Below are 16,214 nucleotides of genomic sequence, written 5' to 3' on the forward strand. Positions count from 1 at the left end.
GACTCACTCACCCGCCACACATTTCCTTGGACCTGTCTGGGGTGGTTTGGCAGGTGGGGCAGGGGTGGTAGGGGGTGGTCCAGCCGCGGGAGTGGAGGGCCTTGGCGATGGTTGCCGCCACTCTGCACGGGTCGTTCAGGACAATGAATCCGGGGAATCGGAGGACGAGGAGGCCCTGGGTCTGGAGGCTGTTGTCCCGATCCATGTCGTCCCACCACTGGCGGGCCTCGGTATGGCTGAGCCGTCCGTCCAGCTCGACCGCGACACCGTAGGATTCATAAAAGGCATCGAGACGAGCTGAACGATTCCCGCGGTCGTGGTGTGCCTGGCGCCGCGGGACCGGCAGGCCGTGCGCCCTCCCAAGCTCTTCGTGACGAATCTCCAGCAACGACTCCGCGCCCTGCTCCGCGAGCACCAGAGCCTCACGGACAAGTCGGCGATGACGCAGCCGGGGCCTACGCTCCAGGGCACGCCCCAACCGCGCCGGTGTCGTCCGCCCCCGCTGCATCGCCTTCGCCACAAGCGCCTGGACGTCGTCAGGCCGCGTCGCCAGCTCGACCAGGTCGAGGACGGTACGGTCAAACGAGGTGCGGGTCGGCGCCCGGGAACGAAACACATCCCCGCGGCGAAGCTCGCGTGTTCGGTGCACGGCCACGCCCGGTGTGGCCCTGGGATGACCGGCGCCGACCACAAGCACATGCACAATCGGGGTCGGCGCCTCGACGAGGCCCCAGGCATGTGCGGCGGTCTGCCGACACAACACCGCGCCGGAACCGGCGAACAGCACCGCCGCCCACAGCCGTGCCGCCCAGCTCAACGGACCGCTGTGCGCGGAGTACACCCGCGGGTGCACACGCCGCCAACGCCCCGACCGGACCTTCCACCGAAGCCGATAATAATCAAACCCATTTTCCGCGGCCTGCTCCACCGTGAAAACACCAGCCTGAGCCCGAAGCAGCGCCACCCACCCGCGTCCCGTGTCATCCATCGCCCCACATTGCCACTCCACTCCGCCTGTGGATGAAACCCATCCACAGGCACCCCACGAGATAAAATCCGCAGCTTCACGACCGCATTGCTCCAAACCCCATTCAGGGGAAATCCAAGGCGCCGGCAGCAAGTGTGGCGGGTGAGTGAGTCTATGGACTCACTCACCCGCCACGGTTCTGCGACGGCGTCGCGGGTCAGCCGCGGGCGGGCGGTCTGGCGTGGGGGTGGTGGCGGCTGGGCCCGGCTGGTGTGCCTTGTGGCCGGTGGCGGCTGAGACCGGCCGGTCTGCCTTGTGGCCGGTGGCTGTCCCCGCCTCGGGGTCCGCCTCGCGCCGGCACCCCGAGCCCTGGGAGGAGTCGGAGGCCGACCCGTCACCAAGATCTGTATACGGAGATGGATACAAGTCGGGATACATGTTCATCGCCGTGTTACGTGACAGGACGTGAGCTGAAACGACCGCGCTCGACCCTGACCTGCATGCAGCACACCGGGGGATGGTCTTCGGACGCCCGACCGCCGACGGGGCGCGGATCCGCCCGCCCGGCAGCGGATTCGCCCCTGGACCTGATCCTCCTGGCGGCCCTCGCACGGGCCCCGCGCCGGCCGGCCGGAGGGGATCTCCCATCCCTTCGCGCGAAAGACACGTCATGACACCCACAGCACCGCTCACCGTGAGTGCGCGTCCCTACGAGTACACGTTCGACCCGGCGACGACCGCGCTCGTCCTCATCGACATGCAGCGCGACTTCCTGGAGCCGGGTGGCTTCGGCGAGAGCCTGGGCAATGACGTCTCCCAGCTGCGGAGCACGATCGAGCCGCTCGCGGCCGTGCTCGCCGCGGCCCGGGCCGTCGGTCTCACCGTGATCCACACCCGGGAGGGGCACCTGCCGGACCTCTCCGACCTCCCGCCGGCCAAGCTCAACCGGGGCGGCGCCACTCTGAAGATCGGTGACGGGGGCCCCAAGGGACGCATCCTGATCCGCGGCGAGTACGGCCAGGACATCATCGACGAGCTCGCGCCGGCCGAGGGCGAGCCCGTCATCGACAAGCCCGGCAAGGGTGCGTTCTACGCCACCGAGTTCGGTGACGTCCTGAAAGCGCGTGGGATCACCAGCCTCGTCGTCACCGGGGTGACCACCGAGGTCTGCGTGCACACGACCGTGCGCGAGGCCAACGACCGCGGCTACGAGTGCCTCGTCCTCTCCGACTGCGTCGGCTCCTACTTTCCCGAGTTCCAGCGGGTCGCCCTGGAGATGATCGCCGCGCAGGGCGGGATCTTCGGCTGGGTCGCCTCCTCCGAGCAGTTCCTCGACGCCCTCGCGGTTCTGGGCGCCTCCGCCGTCGCCTCGTCCGCCGTCGCCGCGTCCTGAATCCCAGGGAGACCGTACCCGTCATGATCAAAATCGGAAGCCCGCCGGCCGAGCGGTCGGTCAACCTGCCCTACTGGACGAAGGGCGACACCAACGCGTTCTTCGGCCTGGGCATCAACGTCCTGGTCAACGTCATCGTCCTGACGTCGCTGTGCCTGTTCGTGGTGAACATCCCCAAGGGGGACGTGTTCGGCGCGATCCTGCCCGCGCTGGGCATCGCGATGCTGCTCGGCAACTTCTTCTACGCCTGGCTCGGCCGCCGGCTGGCCCTCAAGGAGGGCCGTGGCGACGTCACGGCCATGCCGTACGGGCCGAGCGTTCCGCACATGTTCATCGTCGTCTTCGTGATCATGTTGCCGATCTACCTGCAGACGAAGGACCCGGTGGCCGCCTGGCAGGCGGGCCTCGCCTGGGCGTTCATCATCGGGATCATCGTCATGATCGGCGCCTTCGTCGGCCCGACGATCCGCCGCTACGCCCCGCGCGCGGCCATGCTCGGCACGCTCGCCGGCATCTCCATCGCGTTCATCTCGATGCGGCCGGCCGCGCAGATGTGGGACGCCGCCTGGATCGCGCTGCCGGTCTTCGGCCTGCTGCTCATCGGGCTGCTCACCGACCTGAAGCTGCCGTGGAACCTGCCGATCGGCGCGGTCGCGCTGCTGCTGGGGACGGCGATCGGCTGGATCGGCGGCTTCATGGACGCCCCCGCGGTCGGCGACGCGGCGAAGGACATCGCTGTCTCGCTGCCGACGTTCCACTTCGACAAGCTGATCGACGGCCTGTCCGACATCTCGCCGCTGCTCGCCACGGCCATCCCGCTCGGGGTCTACAACTTCACCGAGGGCATGACCAACGTGGAGAGTGCCGCGTCCGCCGGGGACAGCTACAACCTGCGGCCGATCCTGCTCGCCGACGGCCTCGGCGCGGTCGTCGGCGCGGCGCTGGGCTCCCCGTTCCCGCCCGCGGTCTACATCGGCCATCCCGGCTGGAAGGCGGCCGGTGGCCGGACGGGGTACTCGCTGGCGACCGGCGCCGTCATCGCGCTGCTGTGCTTCCTGGGGATGTTCAGCCTGCTCAACGCGGTGCTCCCGCTGCCGGCGATCGTGCCGATCCTGCTCTACATCGGGCTGCTGATCGGTGCGCAGGCATTCCAGGTGTCACCGAAGGCGCACGGCGCCGCGGTGGTGGCGGCGATCATCCCGAACATCGCGTCCTGGGCGGCGGGGCTCATCGACAACACGGTGACCACCGCGGTCGGCGTGGCGTCCAACCTCAACCCGTCGGTCCAGCTCACCGTCACCGACGACGATCTCGAGGCGAACAGCGTGCTGCTGCACGGGCTGCACGTCCTCGGCGACGGGGCCGTCCTCGCCGGTCTGGTCCTGGGCACGATCGTGGCGTTCATCATCGACAAGCGGTTCGTCCACGCGACGATCGCGTCCGCGGCCGGCGCGGTGCTGGCGTTCGTCGGCCTGATCCACGGCGAGAAGGTGGAGTGGAACGCCAGCGGCCAGGTCGCGCTGGGCTATCTGTTCCTCGCGGTGGTCTGCGCGATCTGGGCCCTGACGAAGCCCGCGCCGCGGGTGCCCGACGCCGAGGAGATCGAGCTGGAACGGGTGCACGGCGTGCCCCCGCAGCGCTCCCGCGGCGACGCCGCGCCGGCAGCCGTGCCGGAACCCGCGCCGGCAGCCGTGCCGGCAGCCGTGCCGGCAGCCGTGCCGGAACCCGCGCCGACGGCGGTGCCGGCGGCCGTGAACGGCGGGCGACCGGGCGCGGACGAGCCGTCCTCGGCTGAGCCCGCCACGGCTCAGCCCGCGACCGGGAAGCCGGCGGCAGCGACGTCCTGACTGCCGGGCGCCCCCGGCCGCCTGGCCCGGCCGGCCAGCGTGGCCGGGGGTGTCAGCAGCCGGGGGTGTCAGCAGCCGGATCGCCCGGCGGGCGTGCTGAGGAGCTACTCGGTCGGCTCGCCGCGCACGAACTTCAGCGAGACCTCCATGATCCCGTGGTCCTCGGTTGAGATACCCGGGATGCTCGGGTTCGGGATGCCGTAGTCGGCGAAGGTCACCGGGATCTGGCCGACGATCTGGATCTGGTCGCCGGCGCGGCGGGCCTGCAGGTTCATGGTCACCTCGCGGGCGGTGCCGTGCATGGTCAGCGTTCCGGTGGCCGGGTAGGTGCGCGTCTCGTCGGCGGCCGGCACCGAACCCAGGTCGATCGGCTCGGTGAGCGTGAACTGGGACGTCGGATAGGTGTCGACGTCCATGATCCGGCCGCGGAACTGGTTGTCGCGACGATCCTCGTCGCTGCGCACCGACGCCATCTGCACCTCGAACTGCGCCTCGGTGACGCCGTCGTCGGCGATGGTCATCGACCCGGACACCTCCGAGGTGCGGCCCGCGGCGGTCGTCTTCTGGCCGAAGAGGACCTCCTCGACCCGGTAGCCGGCCTCGGACCCGTCGGTGATCCGCCACACGCCGTCGACCGAATCGCCGGCCGTGGAACCGGCGGACGAGGTGCTGGGCCCGGGGTCGTCGAGTGCGAACTCCTCCGGGGCGTCCTCCTTGATCACGTTGATGTAGAACGCGGTGCCGCCCACGACCAGGACCGCCACGGCCACGACGGCGCCGACCAGGATCAGCGGCCAGCGCCGCTTTTTACGAGGCGTGCTGTCTGCCACCAGGTACCTACCTTCTTGAAGGTTCAATCATCCTGGGGGCAATGTTGCACAGGCAACCTGAGCTAAACCTGATGGCACGGCGACGGGCGCGTGTCGGCCCACGCCGCCCGATCACCGTCGGGGCGTGCTCGGCCCAGCTTCGGCATCGGGTCTGTCGGCCGTTCGGGGCCGGGATTTCTTCGTTGCGCCAGGCGATTCCTCCGGGCACGGTTCACGCGGTTCGCGGCCGGCGGCCCGGTCCGGCGGCGCGGTCGAGAGCCGGGCGAGCATCGCCTCGGTGCCGCCGGTCGCGCCGGCCAGGTGCACGGTGGTGCCACGCTCGGCGAACTTCTGCAGGACGTCGTCCAACGCGGCCACCCCGGCGGAGTCCAGGATCTGGGCGTCGGCGAGGTCGATGACGACCCGGGGCGGGTCGTGGGCGTAGTCGAAGGCGTTCACCAGGTCGTTGCTGGAGCCGAAGAAGACCGGGCCGCCCACGGCGTAGAGGCGCTCGCCCCCCTCCGGGTCGAGCACGCTGGTGACCTCGGTGAGGTGCGCGACCCGGCGGGTGAACAGCAGCGCGGAGAGCACGACACCCACCAGCACCCCGTACGCCAGGTTGTGGGTGGGCACGACCACCGCGACGGTCGCGACCATCACCAGGGTCTCCGAGCGCGGCATCCGCCGCAGCGTGGACGGCGCCACGCTGCGCCACTCGAAGGTCATCACCGAGACCAGGATCATGACCGCCACCAGGGCGGACATCGGGATCACGCCGACGATCCCCCGCAGCGGGACCACGAGAAGGAGCAGGAAGGCGCCGGCGGCGAAGGTGGACAGGCGCGTCCGGCCGCCGGAGGAGACGTTGACCATCGTCTGGCCGATCATGGCGCAGCCGGCCATGCCGCCGAGGAAGCCGTTGACGACGTTGGCGAGGCCCAGTCCCCACGCCTCCCGGTTGGCGTCGTGCGTGGTGTCGGTCATCCGGTCGACGATCTGCGCGGTGAGCAGGGTCTCCAGCAGGCCGACCGCGGTGAGCGTGACAACGTACGGCGCGATGATCCGCAGCGTCTCCCAGGTCATCGGGACGGACGGGAGCCCCGGGACGGGCAGCGAGCCGGGCAGGGCGCCCTCGTCGCCGACGGTCGGCACCGACAGGTCGAACGCGACGGTCGTCAGGGTCAGCAGGCCGACCGCGACCAGCGGCGGCGGCACGGCCCGGGTGAGCCGCGGGACGATGAGCAGGATGGCCAGGCCGGCCCCGACCAGCAGGTAGACCGGCAGCGACTCGCCGATGACGTGCGGCATCTGCGCCATGAAGATCAGGATGGCCAGTGCGTTGACGAAACCGATCATCACCGTGCGCGGCACGAAGCGCATCAGCCGCGCGACCCCGAGCCGGCCGAGCGCGAACATCGTCACGCCGACGCCGACCGTGGTCGCGAGCAGGTAGTCCAGGCCGTGGTCGCGGACCAGCGGTGCCGCGACGAGCGCCATCGAGCCCGCCGCCGCCGAGATCATCGCCGGGCGGCCGCCGGTGAAGGCGATGACGACGGAGATCGTGAACGACGCGAACAGGCCGACCTTGGGATCCACCCCGGCGACGACCGAGAACGAGATGGTCTCCGGGATGAGCGCCAGCGCGGTGACCAGGCCGGCCAGCAGCTCGACGCGGACCACGCGCAGCCCCGGCCACCGGACGCCCCACCGGACGCCGGCCAGCGCCGCCCAGCGGGCACCGGCCAGCCGTGGCCGGGCCCGGGGAAGGCGGGCACGGCGAACGGCGGGCTGGGGCAAGGGCTGGCCCCGGGACATCTCAGGCACGCGGAACTCTCACAGGCGCGAGGCGGTGACGTCGCGGCGTCGAGACGTCACCTCGGTGAACCGGTCGGCACGCCGGGGCGTCCCGCCAGGGCGGGCACACGCCACCGGAGTCGGGACACCCTCGCCTCTCCCGCCCGGACGGGTGGCATGCCATCCCGGCCCGGCGGCGGGGACGTCCCCCAACTCTTCCGGTAGGTCAGATATGACGATACAAAGCCCTCGAAACCGGATCTACGGGCCCTCCGGGTCAGGCCCGCGGCGCGCCCAACTGCTCGAGGTACCGCTGCATCTGGTCGATCTCCCAGGCCTGGTTGACCACCATCGCCCGGGCCAGCGCCCGCACCCGGTCGTCGTCGGCGTGCATCGAGGCGTACTGCGCCATGGCCACGCCGCCGCGGTGGTGGTGGATCATCAGGGTCAGGAACTGGACGTCCAGGTCGCGCCCGCTCGCCGCCGCGAGCGCGCCGAGCTCGGACTCGGTCGCCATGCCCGGCATCCGCACGGTCTCCCCGGTCCTACCGGTCATGCCGCCGCCGGGCATGGTTCCGTCGGTCATCGCGCCGGTCCCCGCGGTGCCGTGGTCGCCGTGGCCGCCGGCGCTGTCATCGGCCATCCAGGCCATGGGCGCGTTGGCGGACGTCGAGGTACGGCCCCAGCCGGACAGCCACGCGTCCATGACGCCGATCTCCCGCTGCTGGCTGAGCGCGATGTCCTGGGCCATGTTGCGGACGTCCGCATTGCCTCCGTGGTTGAACTCGACCATCGCCATCTGGACGGCCTGGGAGTGGTGCTCGGACATGTCCCGGGCGAAGCCCACGTCGACCGAGTTGTCGGCGGGCGGACGGTCCAGCAGCACGCGCAGGCCGGCGCCGCCGGCGAGCAGCCCGAGGACGGCGAACAGGACGAGCGGCGTCCACCAGAGCCGGACCCAGGCCGGCGCGCGGTCGGCCCGTGCCCCCGCCGGCCCGCTTCCGGCCGCGCCGACGAGGACGTCCTCGTCGCTTCCGGGGCTCGTCCGCTCGGCCTCCGCTGCGTCGGGCAACCCGGCGGCCTCGGTCACGGTGGGGGTCATACCGGAAGGCTTGGTCGCGGTGGAGGCCGCGGTGGAGGCCCTGGGCGCCGCCGCGTCGGTCTCGGCGCGTGTGCCGTCTGCGGTTCTGCTGTCACGTGGCATGGCGCTCACGCCCCGGTCTTCGTCGGCTCGGCTCATCACCGTCCAGTGTGGCCCACGGACGGCGCCCGGTCAGGGGCGAACCGCCCGCGCGGCCAGGTCACCCGGCCCCCGGTGAGTATCCGGCCGGCAGGGGGCCGGCCGTCCCGGGACGCTTCCCGGGGCGCTCAGACCTGCAGGTGTGAGTTGAAGACGAAGGTCCGCTTGCCGACCTGGACGCGGGTCCCGGGGACGAGCGGGGCGGGCTGGTGCGGGTTCAGCGGGGTCCACACCGTCGCCTCCGGCGGGGCGATGTAGGTGCCGTTCGCCGACCCGCGGTCGGTGATGACCGCGTCCCACCCGGTCAGGGTGATCACCGCGTGGACCCGGGACACGGCGCTCTCGCCGTCCTCGACGGGCAGCGGGCGCGCGTTGCCGGCGCGGACGGCCTCGTCGCGGTCCGGCTGACGCCCGATCACCAGGTCCATGTCGACGTTGACGGTCTGGCCGTCGTCGAACACCAGGACGCCCACCGCCGGCCGGGGGCCGAGCACCGTCCGGTTCGTCTGCTGGGCCAGCGAGAGGCCGCACTCGGCGCAGTAGGGCGCCTGCGGGTGGTTGAAGTGGCCGTGGGCGCACAGGACGCCCTCGACCTGGGGCTGCGACGGGTTCGGCAGGATCGTCTGCGCCTCGTCGTCCTCGATGAGGTCGGAGACGGTGAAGGTCTGCCCCGGCAGCTGCGTCATGGCGTCGTGGTCGTCGTCGAGGTCGTCGCCGAGATCGTCGTGCAGGCCGGGGGGGCCGCCCGGGGTGTGGCCCATCGAGCCCATCGAGCTGTGCCCGCCCCCGTGCTGGTGCCCGGACGAGTGCCCGGAGGGCGCCGGCTCCCGACCGGCGAGCTCCGTGGGCGGGTCCTCCTCGAGCTCGTCGAAGTCGGCGGCCTGCGTCGGCTCGGCGGCCGCGCGCATCCGGTGCGCCTCCTCCTCCTTGCTCAGCAGCGGGGTGAGCGCCGGCGGAGCTGTGGAGAGCGGGTCGGGCATGCGGGCGCCCGAGGTGGGGATCGGCGCCGCCCCCGTCATCGGCTCGCGCGGCGACTCGAAGCCGGCCAGCAGCGCGTCGGTCGAGGCCTTCGGGGCGGGCAGCGCCGGGGAGTCGTCGGCCACCAGGCTCACCGCGGTGCCCGGCACCGCGCCGATCCGCAGGTCCAGCGGGAAGCCCAGGTCGTCGATGCCGCCGGTGGGGGCGCCGTCGCCGATCGTGCCGGTCGGCCCGACCTCCAGCCGGGTGATCTCGGCGGGCAGCAGGCGGTCGACCCAGGTAGCCGAATCCACCCCGGACAGCGAGACGGGGGACGGGCCGGTCGCGACGACGTCCATCGCGCCGTGGACGAGCGCGGCGACCCGGTCGTTGACCGTCGTGAGGAGGCTGAAGTCGGGGACGCGGTCCGGATCGGCGTCGGCCAGCAGTCCGGCGACGCGGCGGACGAGGCGGCGGCCCATCGTCGCCGCCGTGCCGGCCTCGCCGGCCACCTCGGCGCACAGGGCAAGCAGCCGCTTGGTGGTCTCGGTGGTCTCGGGCCGGCCCACGTGGGCGACGACCAGCACCCCGGGCAGTCTGACGACCACGCCCGTGTGCCCGCCGTGCCCCGTGCCGACCACGACCCGGAAACGGTCTAGTCCCGCCATTGCCTCGCCCTTCGCCGCCCACCCGCGCCGTGCAAACGGTACCGATCTTCAGACTAGCGGCACCCGCGCACGGCGTACCGCACTTATCCTGCCGCGAGAGCGGTGGTTGGAACCTCCGGTGTCGCTGTGCGGACCCCACCGGCGGGGCAGCGGCGCGGCGGCCGCGGCGAACGTGGTAAAGGCCCCGGGAAGGCGGCGGCACCGCCGTCAGAGTAGTCGGCCACCGTGGAAACGCCACCGCAGGAACGGGACGCGCATCGGGCCGTTCGCGCAGAGCCACACCGCCAGCCAGACGAGCCCGAAATGGACGAGGAAGGCCTTTCCTTCGACGCCGTCCGCACCCGGAACGGCGCCCGCCCGCGCTGCCAGCCACACCAGCAGGCCCTCGTTCACCGCGGTGAGCAGGCCGAACATCGTCGGCCAGTCCTTCTCCCAGCGGAACTGCTGCAGCCCGTGGTAGACGAGCTCCCAGCCCAGCCCGAGAAGGGCGACCGCGCACAGCACGCCGAAACTCGCCCGCCACGCGGCCCCGGCAGATGCCTCGGTGGGCAGCAGCGGGGCGATCAGCGCCGTCAGAACGACCCCGACGGTGGCGAGTAGGAACAGGCGGGTCTGAAGCCGTCCGGCCAGGGTCGGCACCATGAGGCGATTTTCTCCGATCGTGTGCGGCGTCAGACCGGTTGGTTGCGCATCCAACGCACCCACTGCGACACCGAACGTGCCACCCCTATCCGGGGCACGAATCCCTCCGCGGCCAGGTCGTCACAGATTTCCTGGGCGGCGATCTGCAGACCGAGGAAGGTGTCGACGCCCGGGAAGTAGCCGCCGAGGGTCGCCGCGCCCGAGGCGTAGAGCCGCCCCGGCCCGTTGCGGGTCCCGCGGACCTCGAAGGTCCGCTCCACGTCCAGCCGGCCGAGCGGGTTGTGCCCGGCTCCGGAGTGGTCGAGCAGGTCTGCCAGCACCCGGTGCTCGCGGATGTCCGCCACCAGGCCGGTGGCGTCGATGACGTACGCCGCCGGCACCTCCAGCATCCCGTCGGCGGTGCGGACCCGGGTGACCACCGTCCCGTCCGTTCCGGGGGTGAGCCGCTCCACCTCGCCCACCCGGGTCACATACCAGCCCTCGTGCCGGCCGCGGGCGAGCTGAGCCTGCCACCGGCGCCGGCGGGGGGTGTTCGTCCCGCCGATCGTGTCGTAGAGCGCCTTACGCTCGTCGCCCTCCAGCATGCGCATGCGTGCCTTCAGCTGGCCGCCCCAGACCGACTTCGGGTAGTTGAACCCCTGGTAGGCCCAGCCGTCGCCGCCCCGGCGGCGCATGAACACGCTGGGGCCGTGCGAGCCGCGCACATACGTGCGGAACAGGTGCACGATGTGCGTCCTCGCCCCGTGCCGGTCGCGGTCGGTGATCAGCCGGTCGAGGATGCGGGAGGCCACGATGCCCGCCCCGCGCACCACGACGGTCGCCGGGTGCCGGATCAGCTCGTCGTAGACGTGCTCGTGCGGCTCGTAGGCGTTGACGACCCGCCGCACGTCCCCGTACCGGGAGCGGTACTCCTGCAGGTCCGGGAGGAACTTCAGCCCCGGGTAGCCGACGCCCAGGTGGACGTACCGGCTGCGGTAGGCGATCCGCTTCGTCGCGGACCGTCCGGCCGGGGGGGTGAGGACGGTCAGGTACCCCCCGCCCGCGCGGCGGCGGACCATCCGCACCTGCCCGGAGACCAACATCTCGGGGTACGAGATCCGGGCGGCCTCCCGGGCCATGCCGTCGAAGACCATCCTGATGCGGGGGGTGAAGTAGTCCGACAGCAGTGGCTCGGTCGCGACCCGCCACAGCGGTTCGACGAACCCGCGCAGGCCTCGGGCCGCGAACGCCTCCCGTACCGCGTAGGACGGGAAGGCCCAGATGTTGTCCGGGGTCGAGCTCGAGTCCGAGCGGATGCGCTCGTGGTCGGGGATCTGCGAGACCCGGGTCAGGTACCGGTAGGTCTGCCAGGGGGTGTCGATGTTGGACAGCACCCGGATCGCCGAGGTCGGCGCGCCCGCGATGCGCAGGTAGTCGACCAGGACGAACGAGCCGATCCCACCGCCCACCGTGACCAGGGGTGCGTCGTGGACGGGGATGCCGGCGTCGGCGAGCATGCGGTCCGTCCAGACCGACGTCTCGATCAGCCGTCGGGTGAGGTCGCCATGGGTCTCGCCCCCGCCCACCCGGGCTGGTGCGGGTGGTGCTGTGACGGGTGGCGCCTGCGGGGCCGCGGAGTTGCCGAGCACGGTGGTGGGGCCGTGGAGCGGGTCGTCCGGGCCGCCGGGCGGGTGTGGGCCGACCAACGCCTCCACCTCCTCGCCGGGCGCGCTCACCCGGGCCTGCCGCCGCGCGCCGGTGCGACCGGCGGCGCCGCGACCGGACTACCGGGACCGGACCGCCGCCAGGGCTGGATCGCCAGAACCGGGCCACCAGGGACCGGATTGCCAGGATAGGTGGCCCGGTGACCCTTCCGGGCGGGGTGTCCGAGGCAAGACACCGCCCGGTCGGCTCAGCCCAGGGCGCGGTCCAGGTGGATCGCCGCGCTGATCAGGGCCAGGTGGGTGAAGGCCTGCGGGAAGTTGCCCAGGGCCTCGCCGGAGGGGCCGATCTCCTCGGCGTAGAGCCCCACGTGGTTGGCGTAGGTGAGCATCTTCTCGAAGACCAGCCGGGCCTCGGTCGTGCGGCCGGCACGGGTCAGCGCCTCCACGTACCAGAACGAGCACAGGTTGAACGTGCCCTCGTCCCCGGTCAGGCCGTCGCTGCCGTCCGCGGCGTACCTGCGCACCAGGCTGTCGCTCACCAGCTCCGAGCCGACCCGGTCCAGCGTCGACAGGAAGCGGGGGTCGGTCGGGCCGGAGAACTTCACGAGCGGCATGCACAGCAGCGAGGCGTCCAGCCGCGGCGAGCCCGGGAACTCCATGTAGGCCCCCTTCCGGGGATCCCAGGCCTCGTTCTGGACGAACCGGTAGGCCCGCCCGGCGTGGTCCTTCCAGTCGTTGGTGGGCCCGGGCAGACCGCGCTGCCGGGAGATCCGGCAGGCACGCTCGAACGCCACCCAGGTCATGACCGCCGAGTAGGTGAAGCGCTGCCGTCCGCCCCGGGTCTCCCAGATGCCCTCGTCGGGCTGTTCCCAGTGCCTGGCCAGCCAGTCGAGCTGACGGCCGAGCGCCTCCCACAGCCCGAAGGAGATCGGGACCTGCTTGTTGTACAGGTACACCGAGTCCATCAGCTCGCCGTAGATGTCGATCTGGAGCTGGCCGGCGGCGCCGTTGCCGATGCGCACCGGCCTCGAGCCCCGGTAGCCCTCGAGATGGTCGAGGACGATCTCGTCCAGGTCGGCGTTGCCGTCGACGCTGTACAGCACGCCCAGGCCGAGCTCGGGCGGCGCCTCCTTGCAGCGCTGCTCGAGCCAGTCCATGAACGCGGCGGCCTCCTCGGTGAACCCGAGGGCCATCAGCGCGTAGGTGGTGAACGCCGCGTCGCGGATCCAGGTGTAGCGGTAGTCCCAGTTGCGCACCCCGCCCAGCTCCTCCGGCAGGGAGGTGGTCGGCGCCGCGATGAGTGCTCCGGTCGGGCGGTAGACCAGCAGCTTGAGCACCAGCGCCGAGCGCAGCACCATTTCCCGCCAACGGCCGTGGTACCGGCCCCGGCGCACCCACGTCTGCCAGTACTCCAGCGTCCGGGTGAACAGGTTGTCGGCCTCGCCGGGCTGCAGCGGGCGGATGCGGGAGTCCCACTCGAGGACGATGTCGGCCGTCTCGCCCATCGTCAGCTCGAAGTCGCAGGCGACCGCGGTGCCCTCGATCCGCAGCGGCAGCGCCGTGCGCAGCACGAGGGTGCCGGTGGCCGACTCGAAGACCGCGCCGGCGCCGGGCACCAGCGTCACCGTGTGGGAGGCCCGCCCGTAGTCGAACCGGGGGTCGCAGCGCAGCCGGAACCCGGCGGTGCCGCGCACGGCGCGGGCCTGGCGGACGACCACGTGCGGCGTCTCGGTCAGGTCGTTGTCGACCGGGACCATGAAGTCGACGACCTCGCCCACCGAGTGCGGCGTGAGGAAGCGGGTCATCAGGACGTTCGAGTCGGGCAGGTAGAGCTGCTTGGCCTTCGACTGCGAGCAGTGGATGCGGAAGGAGCCGCCGCGGTCGGCGTCGAGCAGGCTCGCGAAGACCGACGGGCCGTCGAAGCGCTGCGGGCAGTACCAGTCGATCGTGCCGTCCGTGGCGACCAGGGCCACGGTGCGCAGGTCGCCGATGACCGCGTGCTCCTCGATCGGCGGGTAGTCGGATGCGGGCATGCGGACCTCCGCGGGTGGGGATGTCCGGGCGCGGCCGGAGGACGGGCCTTGCGGGAAGCCCCCGGGCGGGCGGTGCGTCGCCTCGGGGAGTGGTCACTGCAGCCCACTTCGGCGTGGTCAGCCGAAGGTATCCCAGCGGGCAGGCCATCCCGCCCGTCCCGCCAGGCCGGCGGCCACCGCCGAAAGTGCCCCCCACTACCCGATCGGGGTAGGCCGGGAGTAGCCCGGCGCGGGGGGCTCCGGGCAGGTGGCCCGGGGCGGAAGTCCCTGTTCTGACGGTGAAGTCGCCGCTGCGGCGACCGTCGCGGGACGGGGGTGCGGCGGAGGGCCCGGCGGGCTGTGGAGGGTCTCGGGTGCCCGGTGCCTGGGCGGGCGCCCTACGATCGCGCCATGACCGAGCAGCTGCCGACCATCGCGGACGGTCGAGCCAGCCTTGTCATGTTCGCCCGTGGCGACCGGGTTTTCCCGGTGGACGATCTTGGCGGCGGGGTGTGGTCTCGTCGTGGCACGGTGCTGTCCGTGCATCCGGCGTCACACGAGGAGGCGCAGCCGGTCGGGGGCGGCGTCCGGGTCGATGCGGTGCCCTCGGCCGCGCCGTCGACCGCCCGGGCGACGGTGCTGTGGGACGACGGCTCCGCGGAGGTCCTCGCCGAGGACAAGCTCTGCCTGGTCTACGACCAGGAGGCCCCGGTGGGCATCCGGGTGGTCACGATGGAGATGAGCCAGCCCTTCGACGTCGTCGACCACGGGGGCCACGTCGTCCTGGTGCTGCGGGAGGGGCTGCTGGCCGCGGCGGACGTCGGCGCGCTGCGTGCCCGGCTTGGCCGGGTGCGCGCGGCGCTGGCCCCGGGCCACGGCGACGCCGCGTCGGCGGCGGAGATCCGCCGCCGCGACCTGAGCCTGCTGAACGCGCTGATAGCCGAGCTCACCGGCCCGCCGCCGGACGACGTCCCGCACCTGGACTCCGCGCGCCTGGATCCCGCGGGCCCGGACGCCGCGCGCCGCGATGCCGCCGCCCGTCTGGACGCCGCCCGCCGGGACATCGCGCGCCTCGACGCGGCCCGGCTGGACGCCGCCCGTGCCGATGCCGGGGGCGCGCGCGGCGCTGGGCGTACCGACATGGCCGGGGGGCGTTCCGAGGTCGCTGTCGGGCGGGCCGATGTGGCTGTGGGGCGGCCCGAGGCTCCCGCGGGCGTTCCCGGCGGCGCGGCCGGGCTGCCCGCCGGTGGACGTCCGCCGACGGCGCGGCGCCCCGACGTGCTCGTGGCGGGCTCCGGGCCGGGGCATCCCGTGGCGGTGGGGAACCAGGACGTGACGGTCGGGAGCCCTGGTGGGGACCGGCCGGTCGCCGAGGTGGGACGCCAGGCGGACCCGGCTCGGCGCGAGGCGCCGCGGCCCGATGTCTTCGTCGGACGCGTCGATCCGGCACGGTCCGACGTCGGCCGGTCTGGCCCTGGGCGTTCGGACCTCGACCGCTCGGATCCTGACCGCTCGGACCTCGGCCGATCGGAGGCGGCGCGCCTGGAGATGGCGAGGGCCGAAACGCTGCGGGCAGAGATACTGCGAGCCGAAATACAGCGGGCCGAAGCGATGCGGGCTGAAGCGGCCCGCGGTGAAGCGGCCCGCGGCGACGCCGTGCGGGCTGATCGGGTACGTCCCGACGTGGTGGTGGGAACCCCCGGCCGGCCGGGTGCGGGGCCGCCCGCCGGACCGCCGTCGGGGTACCCGCTGCGGTGACGGGCGGCGCCGCACCCGGCCGGCGCCGCCCAAGGTTTCGCCGGGACGCTGCCCGGTGGGGACTCAGGAGGTCGAGTACGGCCCCGGACGCACACCTGGGCCGTAGGCGTTGCTGCCGTTCATGCCGGCCCGCGGCTGTTCGGTCATGGCCTGGCTGACCTTGGACGCGATCGCCTCGGTGAGACGGATCGCCTGGGTGAGCGAGAGGTTCAGAACGATCTCGCTGTCATCGGTCATCGCGAAGCGCACCGACACATCCGCCATGCTCTTTCCTCTCAGTCCTGGTCCCCCGGACACCCGTGGCCGGTGACCGATCGTGTCGAGGAGACCTGTCAGGGCCTCCCCGTCTCCGCGGCCAAGGGACGTGGTGACCGATCCACGATCCCCGATCGGGTTGTCGGGGCGTGCGTGACCCCCCTCGTTCGGCGGTGGTGTGCTGCTGCTAGCTACCGTCGGTGTGGACTTTCGGTGACTGGCCATGTCG

12 protein-coding genes and 1 pseudogene are annotated in these 16,214 nt (G+C 72.3%); 3 read left to right on the top strand and 10 right to left on the bottom strand.

Annotation, left to right across the window (positions count from 1 at the left end; translation table 11 throughout):
• Nucleotides 1-7 precede the first annotated feature (7 nt).
• Both E0504_RS21040 and E0504_RS54290 read right to left on the bottom strand, forming a co-directional pair.
• Entirely contained in the window at nt 8-787 is a 780-nt protein-coding gene (locus tag E0504_RS21040) for an endonuclease domain-containing protein (RefSeq protein ID WP_243657566.1), read from the bottom strand.
• A 69-nt stretch (nt 788-856) separates the two neighbouring features.
• Nucleotides 857-988, bottom strand: a pseudogene (locus E0504_RS54290) (hypothetical protein); the annotation flags it as partial.
• A gap of 649 nt (nt 989-1,637) precedes the next feature.
• On the opposite strand from E0504_RS54290, the gene E0504_RS21045 reads away from it, so the two are divergent.
• Together E0504_RS21045 and E0504_RS21050 are read left to right on the top strand one after the other, a co-directional pair.
• Nucleotides 1,638-2,360, top strand: a complete 723-nt coding sequence (locus E0504_RS21045; RefSeq protein ID WP_071059106.1) for a cysteine hydrolase family protein — start codon at nt 1,638-1,640, stop codon at nt 2,358-2,360.
• Nucleotides 2,361-2,383: 23 nt separating this feature from the next.
• On the top strand, nt 2,384-4,207 hold the full coding sequence (locus E0504_RS21050; protein WP_131625742.1) for a regulator: 1,824 nt from the start codon (nt 2,384-2,386) through the stop codon (nt 4,205-4,207).
• A gap of 104 nt (nt 4,208-4,311) precedes the next feature.
• Here E0504_RS21050 and E0504_RS21055 read toward each other — a convergent pair whose 3' ends face one another.
• The 7 genes from E0504_RS21055 to E0504_RS21085 form a co-directional block, all read right to left on the bottom strand.
• On the bottom strand, nt 4,312-5,037 hold the full coding sequence (locus E0504_RS21055; RefSeq protein ID WP_112106968.1) for a YceI family protein: 726 nt from the start codon (nt 5,035-5,037) through the stop codon (nt 4,312-4,314).
• 111 nt (nt 5,038-5,148) lie between these two features.
• Entirely contained in the window at nt 5,149-6,831 is a 1,683-nt protein-coding gene (locus E0504_RS21060) for a SulP family inorganic anion transporter (RefSeq protein WP_235014164.1), read from the bottom strand.
• Between the two features lie 256 nt (nt 6,832-7,087).
• The gene (locus E0504_RS21065; RefSeq protein WP_235014162.1) at nt 7,088-8,014 is read right to left on the bottom strand and encodes a DUF305 domain-containing protein; all 927 of its coding nucleotides are present in this window, start codon (nt 8,012-8,014) and stop codon (nt 7,088-7,090) included.
• A 164-nt stretch (nt 8,015-8,178) separates the two neighbouring features.
• The gene (locus E0504_RS21070; protein WP_112106965.1) at nt 8,179-9,675 is read right to left on the bottom strand and encodes an FHA domain-containing protein; all 1,497 of its coding nucleotides are present in this window, start codon (nt 9,673-9,675) and stop codon (nt 8,179-8,181) included.
• Between the two features lie 207 nt (nt 9,676-9,882).
• Complete coding sequence (locus E0504_RS21075) at nt 9,883-10,317, bottom strand: hypothetical protein (RefSeq protein WP_071059118.1); 435 nt, start codon at nt 10,315-10,317, stop codon at nt 9,883-9,885.
• 29 nt (nt 10,318-10,346) lie between these two features.
• A complete protein-coding gene (locus E0504_RS21080; protein WP_112106972.1) occupies nt 10,347-12,002 on the bottom strand; it encodes a hypothetical protein in 1,656 nt (551 codons plus the stop codon).
• A 206-nt stretch (nt 12,003-12,208) separates the two neighbouring features.
• Nucleotides 12,209-13,993, bottom strand: coding sequence for a glycoside hydrolase family 15 protein (locus tag E0504_RS21085; protein ID WP_071059120.1), 1,785 nt, complete (start codon nt 13,991-13,993; stop codon nt 12,209-12,211).
• Between the two features lie 390 nt (nt 13,994-14,383).
• Between E0504_RS21085 and E0504_RS21090 the strand changes: the two genes are divergently transcribed.
• Nucleotides 14,384-15,730, top strand: a complete 1,347-nt coding sequence (locus E0504_RS21090) for a hypothetical protein (RefSeq protein ID WP_131625743.1) — start codon at nt 14,384-14,386, stop codon at nt 15,728-15,730.
• 63 nt (nt 15,731-15,793) lie between these two features.
• Here E0504_RS21090 and E0504_RS21095 read toward each other — a convergent pair whose 3' ends face one another.
• A complete protein-coding gene (locus tag E0504_RS21095) occupies nt 15,794-15,994 on the bottom strand; it encodes a hypothetical protein (RefSeq protein ID WP_018502051.1) in 201 nt (66 codons plus the stop codon).
• Nucleotides 15,995-16,214 lie beyond the last annotated feature (220 nt).

Source organism: Parafrankia sp. BMG5.11, from assembly GCF_004337455.1.

What these genes read in the sequence shown, in the direction of transcription:
- E0504_RS21050 (WP_131625742.1), top strand. Translation starts at nt 2,384, where the DNA reads ATGATCAAAATCGGAAGCCCGCCGGCCGAGCGGTCGGTCAACCTGCCC.
- E0504_RS21075 (WP_071059118.1), bottom strand. Translation starts at nt 10,317, where the DNA reads ATGGTGCCGACCCTGGCCGGACGGCTTCAGACCCGCCTGTTCCTACTC.
- E0504_RS21070 (WP_112106965.1), bottom strand. Translation starts at nt 9,675, where the DNA reads ATGGCGGGACTAGACCGTTTCCGGGTCGTGGTCGGCACGGGGCACGGC.
- E0504_RS21095 (WP_018502051.1), bottom strand. Translation starts at nt 15,994, where the DNA reads ATGGCGGATGTGTCGGTGCGCTTCGCGATGACCGATGACAGCGAGATC.
- E0504_RS21090 (WP_131625743.1), top strand. Translation starts at nt 14,384, where the DNA reads ATGACCGAGCAGCTGCCGACCATCGCGGACGGTCGAGCCAGCCTTGTC.
- E0504_RS21045 (WP_071059106.1), top strand. Translation starts at nt 1,638, where the DNA reads ATGACACCCACAGCACCGCTCACCGTGAGTGCGCGTCCCTACGAGTAC.
- E0504_RS21060 (WP_235014164.1), bottom strand. Translation starts at nt 6,831, where the DNA reads ATGTCCCGGGGCCAGCCCTTGCCCCAGCCCGCCGTTCGCCGTGCCCGC.
- E0504_RS21065 (WP_235014162.1), bottom strand. Translation starts at nt 8,014, where the DNA reads ATGCCACGTGACAGCAGAACCGCAGACGGCACACGCGCCGAGACCGAC.
- E0504_RS21085 (WP_071059120.1), bottom strand. Translation starts at nt 13,993, where the DNA reads ATGCCCGCATCCGACTACCCGCCGATCGAGGAGCACGCGGTCATCGGC.